18 protein-coding genes and 1 pseudogene are annotated in these 23,572 nt (G+C 52.9%); 16 read left to right on the top strand and 3 right to left on the bottom strand.

Annotated features, from left to right (window positions below; translation table 11 throughout):
- Positions 1 to 119: 119 nt before the first annotated feature.
- Entirely contained in the window at positions 120 to 1,337 is a 1,218-nt protein-coding gene (locus tag ACOQPM_RS08930) for an ATP-grasp domain-containing protein (protein ID WP_420628906.1), read from the top strand.
- A gap of 74 nt (positions 1,338 to 1,411) precedes the next feature.
- Here the strand turns inward: ACOQPM_RS08930 and ACOQPM_RS08935 are convergent, their stop codons facing one another.
- Positions 1,412 to 2,224, bottom strand: a complete 813-nt coding sequence (locus tag ACOQPM_RS08935) for a VOC family protein (protein ID WP_420628907.1) — start codon at positions 2,222 to 2,224, stop codon at positions 1,412 to 1,414.
- Between the two features lie 305 nt (positions 2,225 to 2,529).
- On the opposite strand from ACOQPM_RS08935, the gene ACOQPM_RS08940 reads away from it, so the two are divergent.
- Positions 2,530 to 2,823, top strand: a complete 294-nt coding sequence (locus tag ACOQPM_RS08940) for an isoamylase early set domain-containing protein (RefSeq protein WP_420628908.1) — start codon at positions 2,530 to 2,532, stop codon at positions 2,821 to 2,823.
- 219 nt (positions 2,824 to 3,042) lie between these two features.
- Positions 3,043 to 4,638 (top strand): DUF3179 domain-containing protein, encoded by a 1,596-nt coding sequence (locus ACOQPM_RS08945; protein ID WP_420628909.1) that lies wholly within the window; start codon positions 3,043 to 3,045, stop codon positions 4,636 to 4,638.
- A gap of 87 nt (positions 4,639 to 4,725) precedes the next feature.
- On the opposite strand, the gene ACOQPM_RS08950 is transcribed toward ACOQPM_RS08945, so the two are convergent.
- Positions 4,726 to 5,571 (bottom strand): DUF6159 family protein, encoded by an 846-nt coding sequence (locus ACOQPM_RS08950; protein WP_420628910.1) that lies wholly within the window; start codon positions 5,569 to 5,571, stop codon positions 4,726 to 4,728.
- Between the two features lie 162 nt (positions 5,572 to 5,733).
- Between ACOQPM_RS08950 and ACOQPM_RS08955 the strand changes: the two genes are divergently transcribed.
- The 10 genes and pseudogenes from ACOQPM_RS08955 to uvrA all read left to right on the top strand — a co-directional run bounded on the left by ACOQPM_RS08955 (position 5,734) and on the right by uvrA (position 20,793).
- A complete protein-coding gene (locus ACOQPM_RS08955; RefSeq protein WP_420628911.1) occupies positions 5,734 to 6,939 on the top strand; it encodes an ROK family transcriptional regulator in 1,206 nt (401 codons plus the stop codon).
- Between the two features lie 13 nt (positions 6,940 to 6,952).
- Positions 6,953 to 7,921 carry an ROK family protein gene (locus ACOQPM_RS08960; RefSeq protein ID WP_420628912.1) on the top strand — a complete coding sequence of 323 codons (969 nt, stop codon included), beginning with the start codon at positions 6,953 to 6,955 and terminating at the stop codon, positions 7,919 to 7,921.
- A gap of 274 nt (positions 7,922 to 8,195) precedes the next feature.
- Positions 8,196 to 10,889, top strand: coding sequence for an ABC transporter substrate-binding protein (locus ACOQPM_RS08965; RefSeq protein WP_420628913.1), 2,694 nt, complete (start codon positions 8,196 to 8,198; stop codon positions 10,887 to 10,889).
- 744 nt (positions 10,890 to 11,633) lie between these two features.
- Positions 11,634 to 12,371 (top strand): annotated as a pseudogene (locus ACOQPM_RS08970) (carbohydrate ABC transporter permease); the annotation flags it as partial.
- 55 nt (positions 12,372 to 12,426) lie between these two features.
- Complete coding sequence (locus ACOQPM_RS08975) at positions 12,427 to 13,311, top strand: carbohydrate ABC transporter permease (protein WP_420628914.1); 885 nt, start codon at positions 12,427 to 12,429, stop codon at positions 13,309 to 13,311.
- Positions 13,312 to 13,385: 74 nt separating this feature from the next.
- Positions 13,386 to 15,005 carry a glycoside hydrolase family 3 protein gene (locus ACOQPM_RS08980; protein WP_420628915.1) on the top strand — a complete coding sequence of 540 codons (1,620 nt, stop codon included), beginning with the start codon at positions 13,386 to 13,388 and terminating at the stop codon, positions 15,003 to 15,005.
- Complete coding sequence (nagA, locus tag ACOQPM_RS08985; RefSeq protein WP_420628916.1) at positions 15,002 to 16,174, top strand: N-acetylglucosamine-6-phosphate deacetylase; 1,173 nt, start codon at positions 15,002 to 15,004, stop codon at positions 16,172 to 16,174. The genes ACOQPM_RS08980 and nagA overlap by 4 nt, the downstream gene beginning before the upstream one ends.
- Positions 16,175 to 16,222: 48 nt before the next feature.
- Entirely contained in the window at positions 16,223 to 17,260 is a 1,038-nt protein-coding gene (locus ACOQPM_RS08990; protein WP_420628917.1) for an SIS domain-containing protein, read from the top strand.
- 87 nt (positions 17,261 to 17,347) lie between these two features.
- Positions 17,348 to 17,596, top strand: coding sequence for a GlsB/YeaQ/YmgE family stress response membrane protein (locus ACOQPM_RS08995; RefSeq protein ID WP_420628918.1), 249 nt, complete (start codon positions 17,348 to 17,350; stop codon positions 17,594 to 17,596).
- A gap of 302 nt (positions 17,597 to 17,898) precedes the next feature.
- Positions 17,899 to 20,793, top strand: coding sequence for an excinuclease ABC subunit UvrA (gene uvrA, locus ACOQPM_RS09000; protein ID WP_420628919.1), 2,895 nt, complete (start codon positions 17,899 to 17,901; stop codon positions 20,791 to 20,793).
- On the opposite strand, the gene ACOQPM_RS09005 is transcribed toward uvrA, so the two are convergent.
- Positions 20,790 to 21,173: a hypothetical protein gene (locus tag ACOQPM_RS09005; protein ID WP_420628920.1), complete on the bottom strand. Its 384-nt coding sequence runs from the start codon at positions 21,171 to 21,173 to the stop codon at positions 20,790 to 20,792. The two genes, uvrA and ACOQPM_RS09005, sit on opposite strands and share 4 nt — an antisense overlap.
- A 77-nt stretch (positions 21,174 to 21,250) precedes the next feature.
- Between ACOQPM_RS09005 and ACOQPM_RS09010 the strand changes: the two genes are divergently transcribed.
- The 3 genes from ACOQPM_RS09010 to gnd are packed head-to-tail and all read left to right on the top strand — an operon-like array spanning position 21,251 to position 23,475.
- Complete coding sequence (locus tag ACOQPM_RS09010; protein ID WP_420628921.1) at positions 21,251 to 21,472, top strand: hypothetical protein; 222 nt, start codon at positions 21,251 to 21,253, stop codon at positions 21,470 to 21,472.
- Positions 21,469 to 21,966, top strand: a complete 498-nt coding sequence (locus ACOQPM_RS09015; RefSeq protein ID WP_420628922.1) for a gluconokinase — start codon at positions 21,469 to 21,471, stop codon at positions 21,964 to 21,966. The genes ACOQPM_RS09010 and ACOQPM_RS09015 overlap by 4 nt, the downstream gene beginning before the upstream one ends.
- A gap of 54 nt (positions 21,967 to 22,020) precedes the next feature.
- Complete coding sequence (gene gnd, locus ACOQPM_RS09020) at positions 22,021 to 23,475, top strand: decarboxylating NADP(+)-dependent phosphogluconate dehydrogenase (RefSeq protein WP_420628923.1); 1,455 nt, start codon at positions 22,021 to 22,023, stop codon at positions 23,473 to 23,475.
- The last annotated feature ends 97 nt before the right edge of the window (positions 23,476 to 23,572 follow it).

Raw genomic sequence — 23,572 nt, forward strand, 5'->3', positions numbered from 1 at the left:
CAAAACAGTGTAGCACGTATTTACGTGCAATTCAATGTCTGATTGCATTTTTACGTTGCTCTATTTGCAGGTAAAATGACGGCCGTATTCAAACCCCACCTGTTGACACGGAGAAGACCATGTCCCAAAACCGTCCCATCACCATTCTGGCCATTGCCAGTGAATGCAAAGGCATTCCCTATCTGCTGGAAGCCAAGCGGCAAGGTACGCGTGTGCTGCTGCTTGTCTCGGAAGAAGCTGCCCAGGTTCCCGATTGGCCGCTGGATGTCATTGAAGAACGGTTTATCATGCCAGATTTGTCTAAGCAGCCAGATGTCACGTATGCGGTGAGCTACCTGGCTCGCACAGAGAAAATTGACCGTATTGTGGCGTTGGATGATTACGATGTGGCTACGGCCGCTTCACTGCGTGAGCATTTACGCATTCCAGGCATGGGGGAGACGACGGCTCGCCACTTCCGTGACAAGCTAGCGATGCGGGTGCGGGCGCGGGATGAAGGGGTGTTGGTGCCGGAATTTACGGCCGTTTTCAACAATGACGATCTCAACGAGTTTCTCCAGCGAGTGCCGCCGCCCTGGGTGCTAAAGCCCCGTTTTGAGGCAGGGGCGATTGGCATCCGCAAGCTGCATGAGGCCGATGCTGTCTGGCAGGCCGTAAACGAACTCGGCGACCAGCGTTCGTTTTATTTGCTCGAGCGGTTTGTGGTGGGCAACGTCTGCCATGTGGATTCGCTTATCTGGGAGAACGGGGTGGTTTTTGCTGTTGCCAGCCAGTACGGTACGCCGCCGCTGGCCGTCACCACTGGGGGCGGCATCTTTAATACGCGTACGTTAGAACGGAATAGCGAAAGCAACCTAGCACTCATCGCTGCCAACGAGAATTTGATGCGCGTGCTGCGGCAAGTGCGCGGTGTCGCCCACACTGAGTTCATCCAGGCAGAGGCAGATGGCCGTTTTTACTTCCTAGAAACGGCCGCACGGGTTGGGGGAGCCAACATTGACCGCCTGGTGGAAGCAGCCACAGGGGTTGTCCTCTGGCAAGAGGTAGCGCGGATTGACCTGGCCAGCGTGCGGCGCGAGGATTACCAGCCCCCCACGCCGCGCCAGGATTACGCCGGGCTTATCATTTGCCTGGCGCAGCAAGAACAGCCCGATTTATCAGCGTATGATGATCCAGAAATCGTGTGGCGGCTCCCCAAAAAGTATCATGCTGGTTTGCTGGTGGCGGGGGCGGATTACGGCCGTATCCAACAGCTCATTCACAGTTACAACGAACGCTTTGCCCGCGACTTTTTGACTTCGGCTCCCCCAAAATCCCAGGTGCGTACGCAAATTTGACCCCTCCCTAACCCTCTCCCTTTGAAGGAGAGAGCCGGGGTGAGGGTAAAAATTACCAATTACAAAATCACACGCTAAGAGGCTTTTTCATACCCTGGCGGCGGATCAATCGGCCCGTTGAACGACATCACGTTAAACACACCGCCTTGCGGATCTGCGATGACGGCGAAGATGCCCATTTCACCTGCCTGGGTTGGCGGCACCATCACTTTACCGCCCAACGCTTCTGCCTGCGCCACTTTGGCGGCTACATCTTTCACCATGAAGTAAACAGACCAATTGTTGGGAATTTCTGGTCCCCAATTTTCATCCATCGTGATCATGCCCGCCTGCATACGGCCGTCTGCAGAAAACGTCACATACCCATTTTCGTCGGCAGCGTTTGTCCAGCCAAACACCGACTGATAAAACACTTTAGCCGCTTCTGGCTCGCGGGTTTGTAACTCATTCCAAACGAGCGTGTTGGGCATGTTTACCAATTCTGCGCCAATATGCTCTCTGGGCTGCCAAACACCAAATGTTGCACCTGCGGAATCAGTGCCGACGGTCATCCTGCCCGATGCCATCACATCCATTGGCGGGAACATCAAATTGCCACCCGCCTCGCTCATTTTTGCGGCAATGCTGTCTACATCATCATGTTTTACATAGGAAGTCCAAAAGGCTGGCATTCCCTGCGCCTTCATGTCTGGCTGCATTTCGCCCAGACCCGCCACGTTTTTCCCTTCGAGTTGGAGCATGGTATATACTCCACCCATATCAATTGGGCGGTCATCTATCTCCCAGCCAAACAAGCCTGAATAAAATGCCTTTGCTGCTTCTTGATCTGGGGTGGTGAGATCAACCCAACAAAAAACACCGTCTGGATATCGTTGCACTACCTGCATATTACTATCTCCTTTGTTGTTAAACTTTTTAAAAATGGGGGGCTTTGTACGCTTGAATATGGTGGAATTGTATCACAAAATCAGAACCTATGTTCTAAATATAGCCTTAAAATTTCTGCTTTTGGCCAAAATCTGCTTGTTTTCCGCTGTTCTTGTCAAAATCCTTGACATGTCAACCATATTGCTTATAATCCGGCGCTGTTTTGGCAGAAAATGTACTGTCACTCATGTAAAAATCAAACTGTTAACAATGCACACAACGTTCCATCAGGAACATAATCCCAATTTTTTGGAGGTACTATCCCATGTTGAAGAAAAAGTTCTTTAAGACAAAAGATGAATGTGAAGTCACGTTCGAGGTAAATGTAGAAAATGCCGAGCAGGTTGCTTTGGTTTCTGAGCATAATGGCTGGGAACCAATTCAGATGAAGAAGCTCAAGAAAGGCCCCTTCCGCACCAAAATCCGGCTGCCCAAAGAAGGCCAGTTCCAGTTTCGCTATTTGGTAGATGGCGCGCATTGGCACAACGATGAAGCTGCCGATGCTTACTGGGCTAACGAACACGGCAGCGACAATAGCGTTATTTTCACCGCAAATTAATAGCTGCAAACGCAATGTTTAAAAGGCGACCTGATAATCAGGTCGCCTTTTTTCATTTTAGGCTCATCTGATCCTTACCAAATGATTACATGTAGCAAAACGGCCGTTTCCCGCCCCAATCTCTTGCTATACTCCAAAGCAAACTTCACAGAAATCACGTTTTGTTTATCGAAGAATTTCTGTAGTTTGCACAACTGTTTGTTACACAAGGAGCAGCGCATGTCTCTTTTACGCAAAATTTTTTTAGCAAGTCTCCTGTTGGGGCTGGCAGCATGTGGGCCTGCCTCTCCAGAAGAAAGCACGCCAACGGCCGTACCTGAAAACACGGCAGATGAACCTGAAACTGCCACAAGTGACTCAGATTCTGCGGAGGAAACGGCCGTCTCCACAGACGAAAATGATGAAGAAACGGCCGTTGCTGCCAGCCCTATTGATGATGAGGAAGCGCGTTCCATCATGTTTAATCTAACTGAAGGCAGCATAAACGATATCCAGGCTGCCCTAGCCCGCATTCTAGCCGCTGAGGATCAGCGGTTCGTCTCCGTTCTCATCGAGCTAATGCGCGGGCGGCAAATTGGCCTCATTCAATATCCAGAGTTTGACGAAATCGTCAGCAGTTTGGAAACGCTCAGCGGGCAAAGCTGGGGAGAAAATTGGGGGGATTGGATCATGTGGTACGGCAGCACAGACCTCATCCCACCCCCAGGCTTTACGAGCTGGAAAGGGCGGCTGCTGGCAGGCATAGACAACTATTTCGGCCTCTTTTTGCAAGACAGCCATCCCTCAAGAATTCGAGTGGAAGAGGTGCAGTGGGGGGGCGTAGTGCTAGATGGCATTCCGGCGCTGGACAATCCCAACATGCTAACCGCCACTGAAGAAGATTATCTAGAACCATGGGAACCCGTTTTTGGCATTGCCATTAACGGAGATGTGCGGGCTTACCCGCTGCGTATTTTGGATTGGCACGAGATGGCCAACGACGTGGTTGGGGGGGTGCCTGTGTCATTAGCTTACTGCACGCTTTGCGGGGCGGCTGTGGCCTACGACGGCCGTTCTGTAGACCTGGAAGGCAATGAAGTTACCTACACCTTTGGCTCCTCTGGTTTTCTCTTCCGCAGCAACAAGCTGATGTATGACCGCAGCACATTTACTTTGTGGAACCAGCTTACGGGCGAGCCGGTGCTGGGCGACCTGGCGGCTGGCGACATCCGGCTCAATTTGCTGCCGGTGGTGCTAACAACCTGGGCAGATTGGCAAGAGCAGCACCCAGAAACATTGGTTGTAGACATGGAAACAGGCTTTAACCGCCTTTACGTTCCAGGTGCTGCCTATGGCGATTATTTTGCCAATGATTCTCGGCTATTCCAGGATGGGCTGATGTTCCCGGTTTGGCAGCAAAGCGATCAGCTATTCAATAAAGACCATGTGTATGCCTTGCGAATTGACGAAACGCCTAAGGCGTACCCGGTTATAGATTTGTTAGCGGAGCGGGTGGTGAATGATGTGGTGGGGGAAACGGCCGTTACCCTGGTTGCCGCAGGTGAAATAGTGGAAGTGGAGGGCATCAGCCAACGCATCGGCCCAGTTACGTATACGTCTGGAGCCGAAATCCGCACATTTGCCCGTGGCGAACACAGCTTCTCCCCCGGTGCAAATGATTTTGAGGTGGTAGATGAAGACGGCCGTCCCTGGCAAGTCACCGAAGAAGCATTGATTGGTCCAGACGGTGAAACGCTAGCGCGCATCAACGGCCATCTGGCCTACTGGTTTGGCTGGTATGCGTTTTACCCGGAAACGGAACTGTATCAACCGTAGTACAACCGTGCCTCAATTGCTTTGAGAAAATATTGCGTAATTCGTTTTGCGTAGAAAAAACGCAAAACGAATTACGCAACACGCCAATTATTTTAGCTTGAAAGCATCTTTCACCATATCAGCTTCAAAGTAGCTACCCGTGTCACCCGTGGTGGCAAAGCGGTAAACCGCTGCTGTGTAGATGCCACTCAGGGTGCTACTCACCAGCGAGATGGCAATTAGCAGCAAGACGACGATGGCAACGGCCGTTATAATCAAGGCCACGCTACCAGACGTCGCCGCCAAAAAAATGAGCGGAGCCCCGGCCAAAATCACCAGGAAAGCCACCAGGCCAAAAATCAAACCAACGCTTAAATTCCCTGCAATCTGCTCACCCCAAGTCTCTTTCAGTAAGCTGCCGCTACGCTTAACGGCCTCCACCGGGCCGACATCTTCCACTACGAGCACGGGAACCACTAAGAATGTGGCTATATTCCAGACAAAGCCAATGAGCGAGACGACCAGTTGGCCAATTGCGCCAGAGCGTTCCGAAATGGCTCGTAAAATAGTCCCCACTGTGGCGGCGATGACGGCATAGCCAAAGATGTTGCCAATCTTACTCAATGCTATGCGAAAGCCATCGCTTACAGTGGGATCGCCCCCTTCAAGCCGAATCATTGCCGCCCCAACCAGCGCCGTATTGGCAAAAATCGTCACAAAGTACATGACCACGTAAAACAAAAAAGCCACAATGTAGCTAAAGACGCTAAGTTCACCGTTGGCAACGGCCGTATCCAGCACGCCAGCCAAAATGGTGGGGACAGCGAAAGTTACCATCACCAATATAGAAGCAAAAAACGCGACCAACGGAAAAACCATCAGCTCTTTATCGGCCAGCAGCACGCGCCAACTGGCTTTTACCAATTCCCAACTATTTGAAAGTCTCTGAAACATACCTTACCTCCTGCCGCATACATAATGTCACACTTTTTCTTGAAATCTGTCCTAGTATACGACATCAGCAGCGGAAGGTAGTAAAAATTGGTGTTGACGGCCGTTTCTATAGTGTGTTAAACTCTTAGTATGTTTAATGAACTTACAAAGGTTCGTTTATAAATGAGACATTCCCAATCCCCTACCCAAAAGGCAACCCGGCAACACACCAAGCAGCACAACGCTCGCCTGGTTCTCAAAACGATTTATACGGCTGGCGACGTGAGCCGCGCCGATGTAGCCCGGATGACCGGTCTGACACGGGCGACTGTTTCTAATATTGTGGCAGGTTTGTTAGACAAAGGGCTCGTTGCAGAATCTGGCTATGGGCCATCTTTAGGAGGCAAGCCACCGATTCTGCTCAACATGGCAGAGGATGCGCGCCAGCTTGTCTGCCTGGACTTGGGGAATGAGCATTTTAATGGGGCTCTCGTAAATTTACGGGGACATTTTGGAGAACAAGTGAACCTACCCGTAAACGGCCGTACCGCCGCAGAGGCTCTCAATCTAGTGTATGAACTGGTAGACCAGCTTTTGGCCAACGTTACGGCACCGGTGCTTGGACTCGCATTGGGTAGCCCCGGCTTGATTGATGCCACCGCTGGCCTGGTTAAGCAGTCGGTTAACCTGGATTGGCATGATTTGCCTTTGCGGCAGCTATTGCAAGACCGCTACAACTTCCCCGTTTACATTGCCAATGACAGTCATCTGGCAGCCTTGGCAGAATATTCCTACGGTGGCGACGATTCACGCAATTTGGTTTTGATCAAAATGGGCCAGGGCATTGGTTCCGGTATCGTTTTGAACGGCCGTATCTTCTATGGTGAAGGCTTCGGTGCTGGGGAAATTGGGCACGTCAGCGTGGTGGAAAACGGTGAGCTTTGCACCTGTGGCAATCATGGCTGCCTGGAAACAGTCGCCAGCGTGCGCGCCATGCTGCGCCAGGCCCAAGCCATTGCCGATGAGAATCCTGACAGCGTATTGGCCCAACTACGGTCGTCTGGCGGCACAGTTTCTTGGGCAAACGTGCAGCAGGCATGCGAGCAAGGGGATGCAACAGCCCAAGAAATCGTTACCCAAGCGGGCAAAACGTTGGGCATGGCGGTGGCTAATTTAGTAGGCATTTTGAACGTAAACCGGATTGTTATTGCGGGCAATGTCACCCAAACGGGCGACCTGTTTATTGAAGCGGTACGCACTAGCATGACCCATCGTGTGTTACCCAAATTGGCAGCAGGAACGGCCGTACAGTACGCTAACAAAGAAGAAAATCTTGTTTTGTTGGGCGCATCTGCGCTCATTTTAAGCCAGGGCTTGGGCGTTTTTTAGAAAGGAGCGGCGAATGCAGGCAGCGCAGCTTTTTGTTGGATTAGATGTAGGCGGTACCAAAACGGCCGCTCTGCTGGTGGATGGCAACAACAATTTACTTGGGCAGGCCACCCTACCTACGCACGCGACCAATCCCGATGAACTTCTAGCCACCCTAACCCGTGCTGTCCACGCAACATTAACCGAAGCCGATGCCACACCGCAGCAAATTGAGAGCATTGGCCTGGGGGTACCTGGTCAAGTGGAGCCTGCGACAGGCATTGTGCAACTGGCCGTCAACCTTAATTTACAAACCTACCCGCTTGGGCCTGCTGTTTCATCCCGATTCAAAGTCCCTACGTTTTTAGAAAATGATGGACGCGCAGCTGCTATTGGTGCTTTTAATCATGTGCGTCAAATGGAACCTGTACAAACGATTGCTTATTTTAGCATTGGAACGGGCATTTCTGCTGGTTTGGTGCTAAACGGCCGTCTCTACCGAGGATACAACGGCATGGCGGGTGAAATTGGCCACATATTAGTAGAGATGGATGGCGAACCATGCAAATGTGGCCTGCGCGGCTGTCTTGAAACTATTGTCTCTGGGCCAGCTATCGTGCGTCAATTCCTGACAGCGAACCCTCAAGCAGAATCACAAATTCAACACGCTGGCGATGTGTACCGCTTGGCTGGAGATGGTCACCCTGTGGCACAAAAAGTTATCAGGCACGTCAGCCAATATCTGGCTCGTGCTATTCAGTGGCTCATCATGACCTACGACGTAGAAAAGGTTGTGCTTGGCGGCGGCGTTGCCCGCAGCGGTCAGCGTTTCGTAGAACCTATTTTGCGCGAGCTGGCCGCCCTGCGCCAACAATCATCATTGGCTGCCAAACTGCTTTTAGATGAAAAATTGCACCTCATTTCACCAGATTTCAACCCTGGTTTGTGGGGGGCTGTTCAATTAGCAAAACAAAACGTTTTAGTGGAAGCGGTTCATATGTAAATGTGTAAATGATGTGCATCGGTCAAGTTTATTAAAAGTAGATAACGCCACAATCGAGCGGCAAACTCCAGAGTTGTGACGTTATCCAAGCTAAAGGAGGTGATCCCTCAACCACAATCATAATACCCCAAAACAACGGTCTTTTCGACAAAGCTCCTTGGTGGAGTGGCTCTCTCAGCAACTGTTCGGAAAACGACCGTATCCCGTCACACTAGAGAGAGCCACAACCATACGTTTTACCTTAACCAATAGGTAAGCTGAAGGAGAGATTACAATGCGAAAGTTAACCCTAATTTTCTTGTTTGCCCTGATTGCCTTATTTGCAATTGCTTGTGGCGAACGGCCGCAAGCCACCGAAACAGACACAGAAACCGATACGGATACCGCAACAGAAACGACAGAGACAAGCGACGAAACGGCCGATTCCAGCGACGAAGAAATGGCCGACGAAGCTGCTGGTTCCTTCCTGGAACGCGCCAAAGCTGGCGAATTTACTGGCAGTGAAGTCACCGTCTTTGGCAAATGGACAGAAGCCGAAGGCGAAAGCTTCGAGGCGGCTCTGGCTCCCTTTGAAGAAGCCACCGGCATTGACGTGAAGTACGAAGGCTCATCCGAATTTGAGACGCTCATCACCGTGCGTGTGGAAGGTGGCGACGCGCCCGACATTGCGGGCTTTCCGCAGCCAGGGCTAATGGCCCAATTCGTGCGCGAAGGTGCCATTCCTGATCATGCTCAATTTTTAGACACGAGCGAACTAAGCGCCAATTACAGCGACGCCTGGATCAATCTAGCCACCGTCAACAATCAGCTTTCTGGCGTTTTCTATCGCGCCAGCACCAAGAGTATCGTCTGGTACCCCGTGCAGGCCTTTGCAGATGCTGGTTACGCAGTGCCCCAAACCTGGGATGAGATGATCGCCCTGAGTGACCAAATTGTGGCCGATGGCGGCACGCCCTGGTGCGTCAGCATGGAGCACGGCGGCGTGACCGGCTGGGTGGCCACCGACTGGGTGGAAGATGTGCTGCTACGCACCGCACCGCCGGAAACCTACGACCAATGGGTAAACCACGAGATTCCGTTCAACGATCCAGCCGTGGTTAACGCCGCCAACATCGTGGGCGACATCTGGTTCAATGAAGATTACGTTTATGGTGGCACCACCGGCATCCTCACCATTTGGGTAGGCGATACACAAACCCCGATGTTTGACGACGCTGGCCCACAGTGCTGGATGCACCGCCAGGCAGGCTGGATTCCTGATTTCTGGCCGGAAGGTACGGAAGCAGGCGTAGATAGCTCGTTCTTCTACCTGCCGCCAATTGATGAAGCCTACGGTAACCCCGTTCTTGGCGGTGGCGATGTTTTCTCAGCCTTCAACACCCGCCCAGAAACGGCCGCACTCATGGAATATCTCTCCTTGCCCGAAGGGGCTGAAGTGTGGGTGAAAGCTGGCGGCTTCATTTCCCCCAACCGCAACGTCCCGGCCGATTGGTACGCTAATTACGTAGACCAGGCCCAGGCTGAAATCTTGCAGGGCGCAACCACGTTACGCTTTGACGCTTCTGATCTGATGCCCGCCGAAGTTGGCGCAGGCACCTTCTGGAGCGGCATGGTGGATTGGGTTGGCGGAGCCGACACCGAAACCGTCTTCCAAAACATTGAAAATAGCTGGCCAGACGCCGAAACAGGTCTGGGCGGCACGGGCGATGCCGAGGAAGAAGCTGCTGAAGAGGCTGGTGGTTATGAGCATCTGGCACGCGCCGAAGCAGGTGAATTTGCCGGCACCGAAGTAACTATCTTTGGAAAATGGACAGAAGGTGAAGAAGACAGCTTCGTTAACACCCTGGCAGACTTTGAAGAACGCACCGGCATAGACATCAAATATGAAGGCTCATCCGAATTTGAAACGCTCATCACCGTGCGGGTTGAAGGTGGTGACGCACCTGACATTGCTGGTTTCCCGCAGCCGGGCTTACTGGCTGAGTTTGTCCGCGAAGGTGCCGTGGTTGATTTGGGCACCAACATTAATACAGACCAACTCGCAGCCGATTACAGCAATGCCTGGATCGATTTGGCGACAGTGGATGGGCAGCTTTCCGGCGTCTTCTTCCGCGCTAGCACCAAGAGCATCGTTTGGTATCCAGTGCAGGCTTTTGAAGATGCTGGGTACGAAATTCCCGAAACCTGGGACGAAATGATTGCCCTAAGCGACCAAATTGTGGCCGACGGTGGCACGCCCTGGTGCGTCAGCATGGAGCATGGCGGCGTGACCGGCTGGGTGGCTACTGACTGGGTAGAGGATGTGCTGCTTCGCACAGCTTCCCCAGAGGTTTATGACCAATGGGTAAACCATGAGATTCCCTTCAATGCCCCAGAGGTTGTCAATGCGGCCAACATTGTGGGTGACATTTGGTTTAACGAGGATTACGTTTACGGCGGCACCATCGGTATCTTGACCATCTGGGTGGGCGATACGCAAACCCCGATGTTTGATGAAGCCGGGCCGCAGTGCTGGATGCACCGTCAAGCAGGCTGGATTCCTGACTTCTGGCCGGAAGGTACAGAAGCGGGCGTGGATAGCTCTTTCTTCTACCTGCCGCCAATTGACGAGGCTTACGGCCGTCCCGTGCTGGGTGGTGGCGATGTCTTTGCCGCCTTCGCTGACCGGCCAGAGGTGTTGGCTGTGATGGAATATCTGGCAACGGCTGATGCCGCCAAAGGCTGGGTTGAGGCCGGAGGCTTCATCTCCCCCAACCGCAGCGTCCCCGCCGACTGGTACGGCAGCTACGTGGATCAAGGCCAAGCTGAAATTCTGCAAGGCGCAACGACTCTTCGCTTTGATGCTTCTGACTTGATGCCCGCCGAAGTAGGCGCAGGCACCTTCTGGAGCGGCATGGTGGATTGGGTCAGCGGAACAGATACCGAAACCGTCCTCCAGCAAATTGAAGATAGCTGGCCAGAAAACTAAACCATAATCATGATAATGTAAGGGCGGGTCTGAGACCCGCCCTTACTCGGGAAGGATAACCACATGGCTGGGCAATATGTTTCACCTCCTCAGCAAGAAGAAAATCAGGTTACAAACTTGGGGCGGGCAGCTTTATCTCTTGGCATTGCGACGGCCGTTTACATTGTGCTGCGCTGGAGCATTGGCTTCATGCGGGACAAGGAAGCACCGGAACAGCTTTTACTATCAATTTATACGCGGTTGGGGCTAGATTCAGCCCTGGCAACTTTACAAGAAAGCGGCATCAATCCCCTCACCGGCAAGCTGATGATTACGGCCGTTGCCCTCGTGGTGGGCATCGGTGGGGTGTGGGTGCTGTTTTGGGTGGCGAACGATTTGATTGGACGGCTGCCATTTAGTTTGCGTGAACGCTTACGGCCGTTTGTCTTTGTTGGCCCTGCAATATTGCTGCTGGCTACCTACCTCATCTATCCTGTCTTTAACACCGTCTACACCAGCTTCTCTGAAGACATCCTCAACATTCCCGAAATAGTGCCAGAGCAGTATTGGGCGTCAGACAGCATTGCGGCCGATCTGGTAGCCGACGCCGATGACCTTACCTTTAACCGCTATCTCATTGATACCGACCAGTTTGAACTGGCCAGCGTGACCGCTAACGAACGAAATGTCTGGTTGGTGGTACGCCCGCAAACGATTACCGATGCCGACAACGAGACCGAGCAGCGTGTTTTTAGTTTGACGGCCGTCGGTCTGCAAAATTACCAATTCGCCTTCACCAGCCCAGAAATGCGCATTGCCTTCCGCAACAACCTGCTCTGGCTCATCATCGGCACGGGCGGCAGCGTAGCCATTGGCCTCATCATCGCCACCCTGGTAGACCGCGTAAAGCGGGAGGCATTAGCCAAATCTTTCATCTTTTTGCCGCTGGCCATCTCTTTTGTAGGTGCTAGCGTCATCTGGAAATTTGTCTACGCCTGGCAGCCAGGAGATCGCGCCCAGATTGGCCTACTGAACGCCATCACGACCAGTTTGGGGATGGAACCAATTCCCTGGCTCATCGAAACCAGCTTCAATACGTATGCCCTCATCGTCATTATGGTCTGGCTGCAAACGGGCTTTGCCATGGTTGTGCTTTCGGCTGCGCTAAAGGGCGTGCCGGGCGAAGTGCTGGAAGCCGCCCGCATGGACGGTGCTTCTGAGCTACAAATATTCTTCCGCGTCATCATCCCCATGATTCAGGGTGCCATCATCACTGTCGGTACGACCATCTTCATTGCCATCCTTAAAGTGTTCGACATCGTTTTTGTGATGACCAGCGGCAAGTTTGATACAGAGGTGATTGCCAACCGCATGTTTGTGGAGATGTTTAACTTCCGCAACTTTGGCCGCGCCAGTTCGCTGGCTGTCATTTTACTCGTCGTGGTTGTGCCGATTATGGTGGTAAACATCCGCAATTTGCGCCAACAGGGGATTAACCGGTAGGTCGGTAATCGGTAAAAACCGATTACCGAATACCGATAACGGAAAAGGGGAAATCATGACAACTTACTCACAAGCTCGGCAAACCAACGCCGTGCAGAAATTTTTACAGAAGGCACCGGTGCGAACGGCCGTATTCATCATCTGCTTCTTGTGGACATTGCCCACAGTTGGCATGTTCGTCAGCTCCTTCCGCACCGCGAACGAGATTCGCACCACAGGCTGGTGGACGGCACTTATTCACCCCTTTGAATTCAGCCAATGGACGCTGGAAAATTACAGCACCGTCCTCACCGCAGACGGGATGCTGAATGCTTTCATCAATAGCCTAATCATTACCATTCCGGCCACCGTCATCCCCATCACCCTGGCTGCCTTTGCCGCCTACGCTTTTGCCTGGATGCGCTTTCCCGGCCGGGATTGGCTCTTTGCCGTCGTCGTTGGCCTGCTGGTGGTGCCACTGCAAATGGCACTCATCCCTGTGCTGCGCCTGTACACTGATCTGGAGCTAAACGGCACCTTTTTGGGAACCTGGCTAGCGCACACTGGTTTTGGGCTGCCGCTGGCAATTTATCTTTTGTATAGCTATATTTCACAACTACCCACAGAACTGTTCGAATCCGCCTTTATTGACGGCGCATCTCACTACACCGCTTTTACTCGGCTGGTTCTGCCGCTTTCAGTACCCGCCATCGCCTCCTTTGCCATCTTCCAGTTCTTATGGGTGTGGAATGATCTGCTGGTCGCCCTCGTCTTTTTGGGCACCAATCCTGATGTCGCCATCGTCACCTCGCGCCTCTCGGCTATGGTGGGCACCAAAGGCGAAGCCTGGCATTTGCTCACGGCTGGTGCCTTCCTGACGATGATCATTCCCCTAATCGTTTTCTTTTCCTTGCAGCGTTACTTTGTGCGAGGATTGTTAGCCGGATCGGTTAAAGGTTAAGAATAGGAGATTGGAGATCAGAGACTGGGGGCTAGAGACTGATTCGTCTCCAGTCCCAGTCTCCTTTTAAGTCAATGAAACGAGATTTAGGCTATAAGTTCATGCTGGCCTTTGAAGGGTACGAAGTGCCAGAGCAGATTCGTACCTGGATTCAGGAAAGAAATCCAGCCGGATTCACCATTTTCCGCCCGTTGAATGTGCAATCACCTGCCCAGGTTCGCGCACTTACGGCCGAATTACAAACCATTGTCAAACAGGCTAACCAGCCCCCTCTTATCATCGGCACAGACCAGGAAGGTGGGCAGCTAAACGCCCTGGGCGAAGAGACTACGCTTTTCCCCGGCAACATGGCATTGGGCGCCACCCGCGATGCTGATTTAGCGCGGCAGGTGGGGCAAGCAATGGGGCGGGAACTGGCAGCCTTGGGCATCAACGTCAACTATGCTCCCAACTGTGACATCAACACCAATCCCAACAATCCGGCCTGCGGCGCACGCGCCTTTAGCGATGACCCATCATTGGCCACACAAATGGCCGTGGCGTTCGTTGAGGGAATGCAGGCAGAGGGCGTGGCGGCGACGATTAAGCATTTCCCTGGCAAGGGGGAAGCGAAAGTTGATTCACATTACGCGCTGCCGCTAATTGATCACAGCCGGGAGCGATTGGAACAGATGGAGTTACGGCCGTTCCGTGCAGCGATCAGTGCCGGAGCCAAACTGGTCATGACAGGTCACTTTGCCATCCCGTCGCTGACGGGCAGCGCAGAACTGCCCGCCACGCTATCCCGCGCCGTGATGCGCGACTTTGTGCGCGACGAACTCGGCTTTGAGGGCATCGTCATTACCGATGCGCTGGACATGGGCGCGATTTCGCAGGGTGCGGGGCAAATTGTGGATGTGATTACGGCCGTTCGTGCCGAAGTTGATTTGCTGCTGTTAACCAAAAGTGCCGAGGTGCAAGAACGCTTGTACGCCGGGTTGCAGTTGGCTTATAGTCGCAAATTGATTGATGAAACCCACCTAAAACCGTCGCTGGCGCGCATTATGGCTTTAAAGCAATGGGTGAGTGGCACGCCGCAACCGCCACTGGATGTGGTTGCCTGTGCAGCCCACCAAAAGCTGGCGCAAACGGTCACCAATCGCTCCGTAACGCTGCTGCGCGATGACGCGGGGCTGCTGCCGCTGCAACTGGACGCTGACGCCCGCATTGCCGTTATCATGCCCCAACCCAAAGAGCTAACGCCTGCCGATACGTCCTCATTTATTACGCTTACGCTGGCAACGGCCGTTCGTAAGTACCACCCCCACGTAGACGAATTCATCACCAGCCATCCGCCTACCGAAGCTGAAATTTCCACCCTGCGAGAAAAAGCCACCGGCTATGACTACCTCATCGTTGGCAGCATCAGTGCCTCGATGGATAAGATGCAGGCGGATTTGGTGAATGAACTCTTGGTAACAGCCGTTCCCACCATCACCGTTGCCCTACGCACACCGTACGATCTGACCGTCTACCCGCAATCCCAAACCCACATTTGCACCTACAGCATCTTGCCCACCGCCATGCGCGCCCTGGCTGCCGCACTCTGGGGCGAGATTCCCTTCCAGGGCAAGCTGCCCGTGCAGGTGGGGGATTTGTATGGTTTTGGGCATGGGTTGTCGTTGACTAGTAGGCCAGTGGTCAGTCGGTCATGATTTGTATTCAACACACTAAAGTTTACACGCCAGCTAAGGTGATTGAAGATGGGGCGGTTTTGGTAGCGGATGGCCGTATCCAAGCCGTTGCCCCCACCAATCAAATTGACCTACCTGATAAAGTTTCCCGCATTGACGGCACGGGGCTGCATCTGGTGCCGGGCTTTATAGATTTACAGCTTAACGGGGCGATTGGCCTAGACTTCACGACTGATCCCAGCAGTATTTGGCCAGTGGCCGACTATTTGCCAAGCACAGGCGTAACTAGCTTTTTGCCCACGATTATTACTTCACCGCTAACGGCCGTTCAGGCCGCCCAGGAAATCATCACCAACTCCCCACCCACCGGTTTTACAGGTGCGATCCCATTGGGTCTGCATCTGGAAGGCCCTTTTCTGAATCCGGCCAAAAAAGGAGCCCACAATCCTGACTATTTGCGATTGCCTACAGAAACGGCCGTCGCTAACTGGCTGCCAGAAAATGGGGTGCGACTAGTCACGCTGGCACCGGAACTGGATGGTGCCCTTGATGTGACGCATCTACTCGCGGAGCGCGGCATCGTCGTCAGCGCAGGGCATTCCACCGCCACTTTTGCCCAGGCGAAGGCTGCCTTCGAGGCTGGCATTCGCTATGGTACGCACCTATTCAACGCCATGCCGCCGCTGCACCATCGGGAACCGGGGCTAGCTGGCGCGCTCCTGGCAGATGAACGCACCACCATCGGCCTGATTGCTGATGGCGAGCATGTGCATCCAGAATTAGTCAAAATGGTGTGGCAGTTGGTGGGGAACGGCCGTCTCAATTTAGTCACCGATGCGATGGCGGCTTTGGGGATGCCCCCCGGCAGCTACCGGCTAGGCGACTTTGACGTAACGGTGGATGACACATCTGCGCGTCTGCCCTCGGGCACGCTGGCGGGCAGCATTTTGAGGATGGATACGGCCGTACGCAATCTCATCATCTACACTGGCTACACCCTGGCCGCAGCCCTGCCTACCGTCACCAGCACCCCCGCCGACCTGCTCAACCTGCCCCACAAAGGGCGTATCGCGCCCAACTGTGACGCCGACTTGGTGCTGCTCGACACAGAATTGCAGGTACACACAGCATTCGTCGGCGGGCGCATGATTTATCAAAAGAATTTAGCCACAGAGAACACAGAGATTTAAGTGGTTTTTCTCTTTTTCCTCTGTGTCCTCTGTGGCAAGGAAATAAAAATGTCCTTACACGCAGAAATTCATGAACAAACGGCCGTTTGGCAGCACAGTTACGCCCAAAATCGGGAAGTTGTCCAGATAATTACCCAGGCGGTGTCGCTAGACAATATCCATCACGCCTTCATCGCCGCCCGAGGCACGTCCGACAATGCCGCCCGGTACGCCAGCTATTTGTGGGGCGCAAAAAACCAGCTCCCCGTGACGCTGGCGACCCCCTCGCTTTTTAGCCTCTACCAGCAGCCCCCCCAGCTACGCGGCGCATTGGTCATCGGCATTTCACAATCAGGCGAGTCCCCTGACATTGTAAACGTCGTCGCCGAAGGCAAACGGCAAGGGCAGCCGACGCTGGCAATCACCAATGAACCGGAATCGCCGCTGGCGCAAACAGCCGACTTTGTTATCAATATTCATGCGGGCATAGAAACTGCCGTTGCCGCCACCAAAACCTACACCAGCCAACTGCTAGCCATCGCCATGCTCTCCGCCGCCTGGAACCAATCTGATGCCCAGTTTGGATTGATCGAGCAATTGGGGGAATGGGGAACGGCCGTACTCGCCCACGACGAAAAAATTGCCCAACTGGCGCAACGCTACCGTTACATGACGCAATGCGTGGTGCTGGGGCGCGGCTACAACTACGCCACCGCCTTCGAATGGGCCCTCAAGCTCAAGGAACTCACCTACATCATCGCCGAACCCTACTCCTCCGCCGACTTTCGGCACGGCCCCATCGCCATCGTGGATCGCGGCTTCCCCATCATGGCCATTGCACCCACCGGAGCCGTGTTGCCAGATATGCGCGACCTACTGCAAAAACTAGCCCAAGAAAACGAGGCTGAGCTGCTCATCATCAGCAACGATGAGGCCATGCTCAACTTGGCAAATTCACCCATCTCCTTGCCAACCGGCCTGCCTGAATGGCTTTCGCCGTTGGTGAGCATCGTCCCTGCCCAACTGTTTGCCTATCATCTCACACGCAGCAAAGGGTACAATACAGAAGCCCCCCGTGGTCTCAATAAAGTGACCAAAACCACCTAAGCAATGTCTAAAGAGCAACTTTACTTGGTGACGTGAGAGGGAAATTCATAAAGTTGGCTCTCACAAATTTTTCTAAAGGAGAAAAATATGACTTTAGGTTCGGTTGTTCTTTGGCTAATTTTAGGTGCTATCGCAGGATGGGCTGCTGGCAAAATTATGCGTGGCGGTGGGTTTGGCCTGGTTGGCAACATCATCGTTGGCATTATTGGCGCATTCATCGGTGGCTGGGTATTTGGTTTATTGGGGCTAAGTGCCGGAGGGTTTATTGGCTCTCTTATCACGGCAATCGTAGGAGCCGTCATTTTGCTATTTATCGTTAGCCTGATCAAAAAATAGTCCAAATACATTTTTCGCTATGTAATGCAAATCACAGAGCAATCGCTCGTCGGTTTGCTCAGGCAAAAACCAATTCCCCGATATTTCTAATCCAAAATTCTTTTTGATTTTTGCAAAATTTAGGTCATCCCACACGGATGGCCTTTTTTTCTCTTATTCTCACGAAATAATAAAATGTTAATGGTCATCGGTTTTCCGACATGTTAGAATTGTAGATTGCTGTAAAGTCTCAATTTACCGTTCATAAAGTATGGCATTTTCTGCTGCTAACCCTCAACGGAAAATGCCAAACGGAAAATCAGATGTCTTTAGACAAAATCATTGTGCGCGGTGCGCGTGCTCACAATCTGAAAAATATTGATGTCGAGATTCCCCGCGACAAGCTGGTGGTCATCAGTGGACTCTCTGGCTCTGGGAAATCCTCCCTCGCCTTCGACACCATCTTTGCCGAAGGGCAGCGTCGCTACGTCGAATCGCTCTCCGCCTACGCTCGCCAATTTTTGGGGCAGATGGAAAAGCCAGATGTGGATCAGATTGAAGGACTCAGTCCGGCCGTTTCCATTGACCAGAAAGGTGTGAGCCACAACCCGCGCTCTACCGTCGGTACCGTCACGGAAATTTACGACTACCTGCGTCTGCTGTTTGCCCGTGTTGGCATTCCTCACTGCCCGGAATGTGGCCGTCCGGTTAGCCCACAATCTGCCGAGCAAATTGTGGATGCCGTGCTGCACATGCCCCAAAATAGTCGCATTCAGGTGCTGGCCCCGCTGATTCGTGACCGCAAAGGCCACCACCAGGGCATCTTCGATGATGTTCGCAAATCAGGCTTTGTGCGGGTGCGCGTCAATGGCGAAGTGCGCTCTGTGGACCAAGAGATTGAGCTGGATCGGTATAAAAACCACACCATCGAGGCCGTAGTAGACCGGCTGGTGGTGCGGCACGACCCGCACGACAACAGCGAAGATGCTCAATCAGCCAAAACCCGCCTCACAGACTCCATTGAAACTGCGCTGCGGCTGGGTAGCGGCCTCGTCATCATCAACGACGTAACCGATTCAGAAAATCCGGTAGACAATTTGTATTCAGAACATCTTTATTGTCCCTACGACGGCACCAGCATTCCAGAAATTGAGCCGCGCACGTTTAGCTTCAACAGCCCGCATGGTGCCTGCTCGGCTTGCCAGGGGCTCGGCACTACCAAAATGATTGACGCCGATTTGGTTGTGCCCAACAAGTCCCTCTCGCTAGAAGATGGCGCAATTGCGGGATGGCCGACGGAGGACAAGGCAGGCTATTATTGGCAACTGCTTAAAGCAACGGCCGAACATTTTGAAATCCCTACCAACGTGCCTGTACGAAAACTGACTGACGCCCAAATGCACATTTTGCTGCAAGGCAGCGGCAGCGAGCAAGTGATTGTTACCTACAAAAATCGGCAGGGCGACCCGCGCCGCTACCTCACCAATTACGAAGGCGTCGTGCCGAACCTGTGGCGGCGCTACAATGAATCCACCTCTGACTACGTGCGCGACAAGCTAGAAGCATTCATGGTTAACCAGCCCTGCCCTCAATGTGATGGTTCCCGCTTGCAGCCCGTGGCGCGCGCCGTGGATATTAACAACACCACCATCACCGAAGTCGTCAAGATGCCCGTACTCAACATCGTGCCCTGGGTAGATGAGCTCCAAAATGAAGAAAATAGCCCGCTTACTGAGCGACAAGCAATGATTGCCAAGCCAATCCTGAAAGAGATAGGCGACCGCGTAACTTTTATGGTGAATGTGGGGCTGGATTACCTGACGCTGGATCGCACGGCTGGCACGTTAAGCGGCGGCGAGGCGCAGCGCATCCGGCTGGCAACGCAAATTGGCAGCCAACTCATGGGCGTGCTGTACGTGCTAGATGAGCCGAGCATTGGCCTGCACCAGCGGGACAATGAGCGGCTGATTCGCACCTTGCAGGGCATGCGTGATTTAGGCAACACGGTACTGGTGGTGGAACATGATGAAGACACGATGCGCGCCGCCGACTGGCTGATTGATTTGGGGCCAGGGGCGGGCACACACGGCGGTGAAGTGGTTGCGGAAGGGTCGCCAGAACTGGTAGCGGCACATCAAAAATCGCTTACCGGGGCCTATCTAAGCGGGCGGCAGCGCATCCCCATACCAGAGCAGCGGCGCAAAGGCACTGGCGAGAAGCTGATGATTCGGGGGGCGCGGGAAAATAACCTGAAAGCGTTGGACATTTGCATTCCGCTGGGCCAGTTTGTTTGTGTAACGGGTGTGAGCGGCAGCGGCAAAAGTTCGTTCCTGATTGAGATTTTGAGTAAGAAGCTAAGCCAGCATTTTTACAAATCGAAGGCGGTACCGGGTAAGCATGAGGATATTGAGGGACTGGAGCATCTGGACAAGGTGATTGAGATTGACCAGAGTCCAATCGGCCGTACGCCCCGCTCAAATCCGGCGACGTATACGAATCTATTTAACCCAATCCGCGACCTGTTTGCCAGTATGCCGGAAAGCAAAATTCGAGGGTATAAGCCAGGGCGGTTTAGCTTTAATGTAAAAGGTGGCCGCTGCGAAGCGTGCCAGGGACAAGGGCAAAACCGAATCGAGATGCAGTTTTTGCCGGACATTTATGTGCCGTGCGACGTGTGCCACGGGGCGCGTTACAACCGGGAAACGCTGCAAGTGCGCTACAAGGAGCTCAACATTGCCGAAGTGCTGGATTTGAGCGTGGAAGATGCGCTGGAATTCTTTGCCAAAGTGCCAACGATAAAACGCAAGCTGAAAACGTTGATGGATGTGGGGCTGGGCTACATCAAATTGGGTCAGCCAGCGCCGACGCTAAGCGGCGGCGAGGCGCAGCGCATCAAGTTAAGCCGGGAATTGAGCAAAATTGCCACGGGGCGCACGATTTACATTTTGGATGAGCCATCGGTGGGGCTGCATTCGCACGATGTGGCCAAGCTGATTGTCGCGCTAAACAAGCTGGTGGATAAGGGGAATACGGTCATCATCATTGAACATAATTTGGACATCATCAAGGTGGCGGATTATTTGATCGACATGGGGCCTGAGGGCGGCCACCGTGGTGGCGAAATTGTGGCGGCTGGTTCACCAGAAGATGTGGCTGAGGTGGAAGCGTCGTACACGGGGCAATGGTTGAAGGGATATTTGAACGGCCGTTCCACCTAACCCACTTGCTGTTTTTCCAACAATAGCTGCTGTGTGCGGCCGGAAACGGCCGTCATCATTTCATCCAACGTTTCAAACTCCTCCATTTCTTCTGCGGATATCCAGGGTTGCAAAGTGTGACCATCCCACCAGAAGGCGGCGGGCAATGGCGCATCCGCCACGCTATATTGCGCTGCCAATTCATCCTTGTGCAAAAATTCAGCAGGCCAGGGCAAATTTTTCACAAAACGTTTCCAGCGTGGCAAGCCGGTCAGCGTATAGGTGAGCGCACACAGATTACATGGGTAAGTAGATGGTGAAAAGATTTTGTGGGCTGCATCCAAAATGAAGTTAAGTAAGCCGCTGTCGGCATTGTAAACAAAAACAAGTTTCTCGTTCATACCTTAGAGTGTAGCAACATTTTGCCCAGAAGGTTGGGAGCCAGCTTACATTTGGATTAGATTAACGGTAATAAACAATGCCTAAAGAATTTGAAATTAGCCGTTTTCATAACAACATCGAACATCCTCGCGCAACTGTCAAACTAGCCACCAAACTATCCCCAGAAGATTGCGCCCAATTGGCGTTAGGCTACGTGAACCCAGATGAAATTGATGTGACCGAATGGCAGAATCGGAAAGATGAAGGCATTTTGTATGTGCCCAAAGCGGGCGAAATGCTGTATCGGGTGAAATCATGACGGTTTTTGTGGTGATGGGCGTTTCTGGTTCTGGTAAAACGACGGTAGGATTGGCGCTGGCTGAGAGGTTAGGCTGTCCATTTTACGATGGCGATGATTTCCACCCGCCAGAAAATGTGGCCAAGATGGCAAGTGGAACCCCGTTGAATGATGATGATCGCTATCCCTGGCTGGTTCGATTGCATAGTTTAATTGCGGATCATCTGGAAAGGGGAGAAACGGCCGTACTCGCCTGTTCTGCCCTGAAAAAGAAGTACCGTGACCAACTGCGCCAGGGCAACGACGGCGTTAAGTTTGTGCATTTGCAGGGCAGTCTCAATCTCATCTGGGAAAGGATGGTGGCACGGCAGACACATTATATGAAAGCAGACATGCTGCAAAGTCAATTTGACGCCTTAGAAGTGCCCTCTCCCGATAACACACTCATTATCAACGTGGAAAATGACGTAGAAAGTATTGTGACGCATATTATTCAAAATTTGAACGCTAGATGAAAACGGAAAAATGTAAAACCGTTTTCTCACTTTTGCAAACGTAAGGAAGAAAAAATGACACAACGAGCAGATATTGGATTGATTGGCCTGGCTGTTATGGGGCAAAACCTCGTTTTGAATATGAACGACCACGGCTTTACTGTTGCCGTTTTTAACCGCACAACCAGCAAAGTAGACCGTTTTATGGAAAATGAGGCCAAAGGAACCAACGTCATCGGCACCCATTCGCTGGAAGAATTAGTCAACACATTAAAACGGCCGCGTCGGGTGATGATCATGGTCAAGGCAGGCTGGCCAGTAGATGCGACCATCGAGCAGTTGGTTCCTCTACTGGAACCGGGCGACATCATTATTGATGGCGGCAACTCGCACTATCCTGATTCCACCCGCCGCACCAAAGAACTGGCCGAAAAAGGCGTCCTGTTCATCGGCACGGGCGTTTCTGGCGGTGAGGAAGGGGCGCGGTTTGGGCCTTCCATCATGCCTGGCGGCTCGCCGGAAGCATGGCCACACGTCAAGCCCATCTTCCAGGGTATTGCCGCCAAGGTGGCCGACGGCTCGCCCTGCTGCGATTGGGTCGGGCAAGACGGTGCGGGGCATTTTGTAAAGATGGTTCACAATGGCATCGAGTACGGGGACATGCAACTCATTTGCGAAGCGTATGATGTGATGAACCACGCTTTGGGTATGTCGCCTGCGGAAATGAGCGCGGTTTTTGCCGATTGGAATGAGGGCAAGCTGGATTCTTATCTTATCGAAATCACGGCCGAAATCCTGGCATTCAAAGATGAAGATGGTCAGCCAATGGTGGACAAGATTTTGGACACGGCGGGGCAAAAGGGAACGGGCAAGTGGACGGCCGTTTCTGCCCTCGAAAATAGTATCCCCCTGACCTTGATCGGCGAAGCTGTATTTTCCCGCTTCCTGTCCGCCTTGAAGGATGAGCGCGTAACGGCCGCATCCGTACTGGGAGCACCTACTCCCACCTACGAGGGAGACAAAGACGGCTTCGTTGCCGATCTGCAGCAAGCTTTGTTTGCCTCCAAGATCGTCTCTTACACGCAGGGTTACATGCTCATGCGGGCGGCATCGGAGGAATTTGGCTGGGATTTGGCGTATGGCAACATTGCCCTAATGTGGCGCGGTGGCTGCATCATCCGTGCCGCATTTTTGGACGATATCAAAGCGGCATTTGATAAAAACCCCGAACTGACGAACTTGCTCCTCGACCCATTTTTCAAGGAACAGGTACAACAGGCTGAGAGCGCATGGCGGCGTGTGGTGGGAACGGCCGTTTCTCTCGGAATCCCTGTGCCAGCTATGTCTAGCGCACTAGCCTTTTACGACGGCTACCGCCGCGAACGGCTGCCAGCCAATCTACTGCAAGCCCAGCGAGATTATTTCGGGGCACATACGTACGAACGGATAGACAAGCCGCGCGGCGAATTTTTCCACACCAATTGGACTGGCGAGGGCGGAGACGTTACGGCAACAACTTATGATGCCTGAAGATGCCAGCTTTTTTTGTTGGGGGACGGTTATTGGGACGATTAAGGGTCGGTGATGATGCAAAATGAGCAGCATAACTTATGAATGACAAAAACAA

The organism is Candidatus Leptofilum sp. (assembly GCF_965223525.1).
GTDB lineage: Bacteria > Chloroflexota > Anaerolineae > Promineifilales > Promineifilaceae > Leptofilum.

What these genes read in the sequence shown, in the direction of transcription:
- ACOQPM_RS08930 (WP_420628906.1), top strand. Translation starts at nt 120, where the DNA reads ATGTCCCAAAACCGTCCCATCACCATTCTGGCCATTGCCAGTGAATGC.
- ACOQPM_RS08935 (WP_420628907.1), bottom strand. Translation starts at nt 2,224, where the DNA reads ATGCAGGTAGTGCAACGATATCCAGACGGTGTTTTTTGTTGGGTTGAT.
- ACOQPM_RS08940 (WP_420628908.1), top strand. Translation starts at nt 2,530, where the DNA reads ATGTTGAAGAAAAAGTTCTTTAAGACAAAAGATGAATGTGAAGTCACG.
- ACOQPM_RS08945 (WP_420628909.1), top strand. Translation starts at nt 3,043, where the DNA reads ATGTCTCTTTTACGCAAAATTTTTTTAGCAAGTCTCCTGTTGGGGCTG.
- ACOQPM_RS08950 (WP_420628910.1), bottom strand. Translation starts at nt 5,571, where the DNA reads ATGTTTCAGAGACTTTCAAATAGTTGGGAATTGGTAAAAGCCAGTTGG.
- ACOQPM_RS08955 (WP_420628911.1), top strand. Translation starts at nt 5,734, where the DNA reads ATGAGACATTCCCAATCCCCTACCCAAAAGGCAACCCGGCAACACACC.
- ACOQPM_RS08960 (WP_420628912.1), top strand. Translation starts at nt 6,953, where the DNA reads ATGCAGGCAGCGCAGCTTTTTGTTGGATTAGATGTAGGCGGTACCAAA.
- ACOQPM_RS08965 (WP_420628913.1), top strand. Translation starts at nt 8,196, where the DNA reads ATGCGAAAGTTAACCCTAATTTTCTTGTTTGCCCTGATTGCCTTATTT.
- ACOQPM_RS08975 (WP_420628914.1), top strand. Translation starts at nt 12,427, where the DNA reads ATGACAACTTACTCACAAGCTCGGCAAACCAACGCCGTGCAGAAATTT.
- ACOQPM_RS08980 (WP_420628915.1), top strand. Translation starts at nt 13,386, where the DNA reads ATGAAACGAGATTTAGGCTATAAGTTCATGCTGGCCTTTGAAGGGTAC.
- nagA (WP_420628916.1), top strand. Translation starts at nt 15,002, where the DNA reads ATGATTTGTATTCAACACACTAAAGTTTACACGCCAGCTAAGGTGATT.
- ACOQPM_RS08990 (WP_420628917.1), top strand. Translation starts at nt 16,223, where the DNA reads ATGTCCTTACACGCAGAAATTCATGAACAAACGGCCGTTTGGCAGCAC.
- ACOQPM_RS08995 (WP_420628918.1), top strand. Translation starts at nt 17,348, where the DNA reads ATGACTTTAGGTTCGGTTGTTCTTTGGCTAATTTTAGGTGCTATCGCA.
- uvrA (WP_420628919.1), top strand. Translation starts at nt 17,899, where the DNA reads ATGTCTTTAGACAAAATCATTGTGCGCGGTGCGCGTGCTCACAATCTG.
- ACOQPM_RS09005 (WP_420628920.1), bottom strand. Translation starts at nt 21,173, where the DNA reads ATGAACGAGAAACTTGTTTTTGTTTACAATGCCGACAGCGGCTTACTT.
- ACOQPM_RS09010 (WP_420628921.1), top strand. Translation starts at nt 21,251, where the DNA reads ATGCCTAAAGAATTTGAAATTAGCCGTTTTCATAACAACATCGAACAT.
- ACOQPM_RS09015 (WP_420628922.1), top strand. Translation starts at nt 21,469, where the DNA reads ATGACGGTTTTTGTGGTGATGGGCGTTTCTGGTTCTGGTAAAACGACG.
- gnd (WP_420628923.1), top strand. Translation starts at nt 22,021, where the DNA reads ATGACACAACGAGCAGATATTGGATTGATTGGCCTGGCTGTTATGGGG.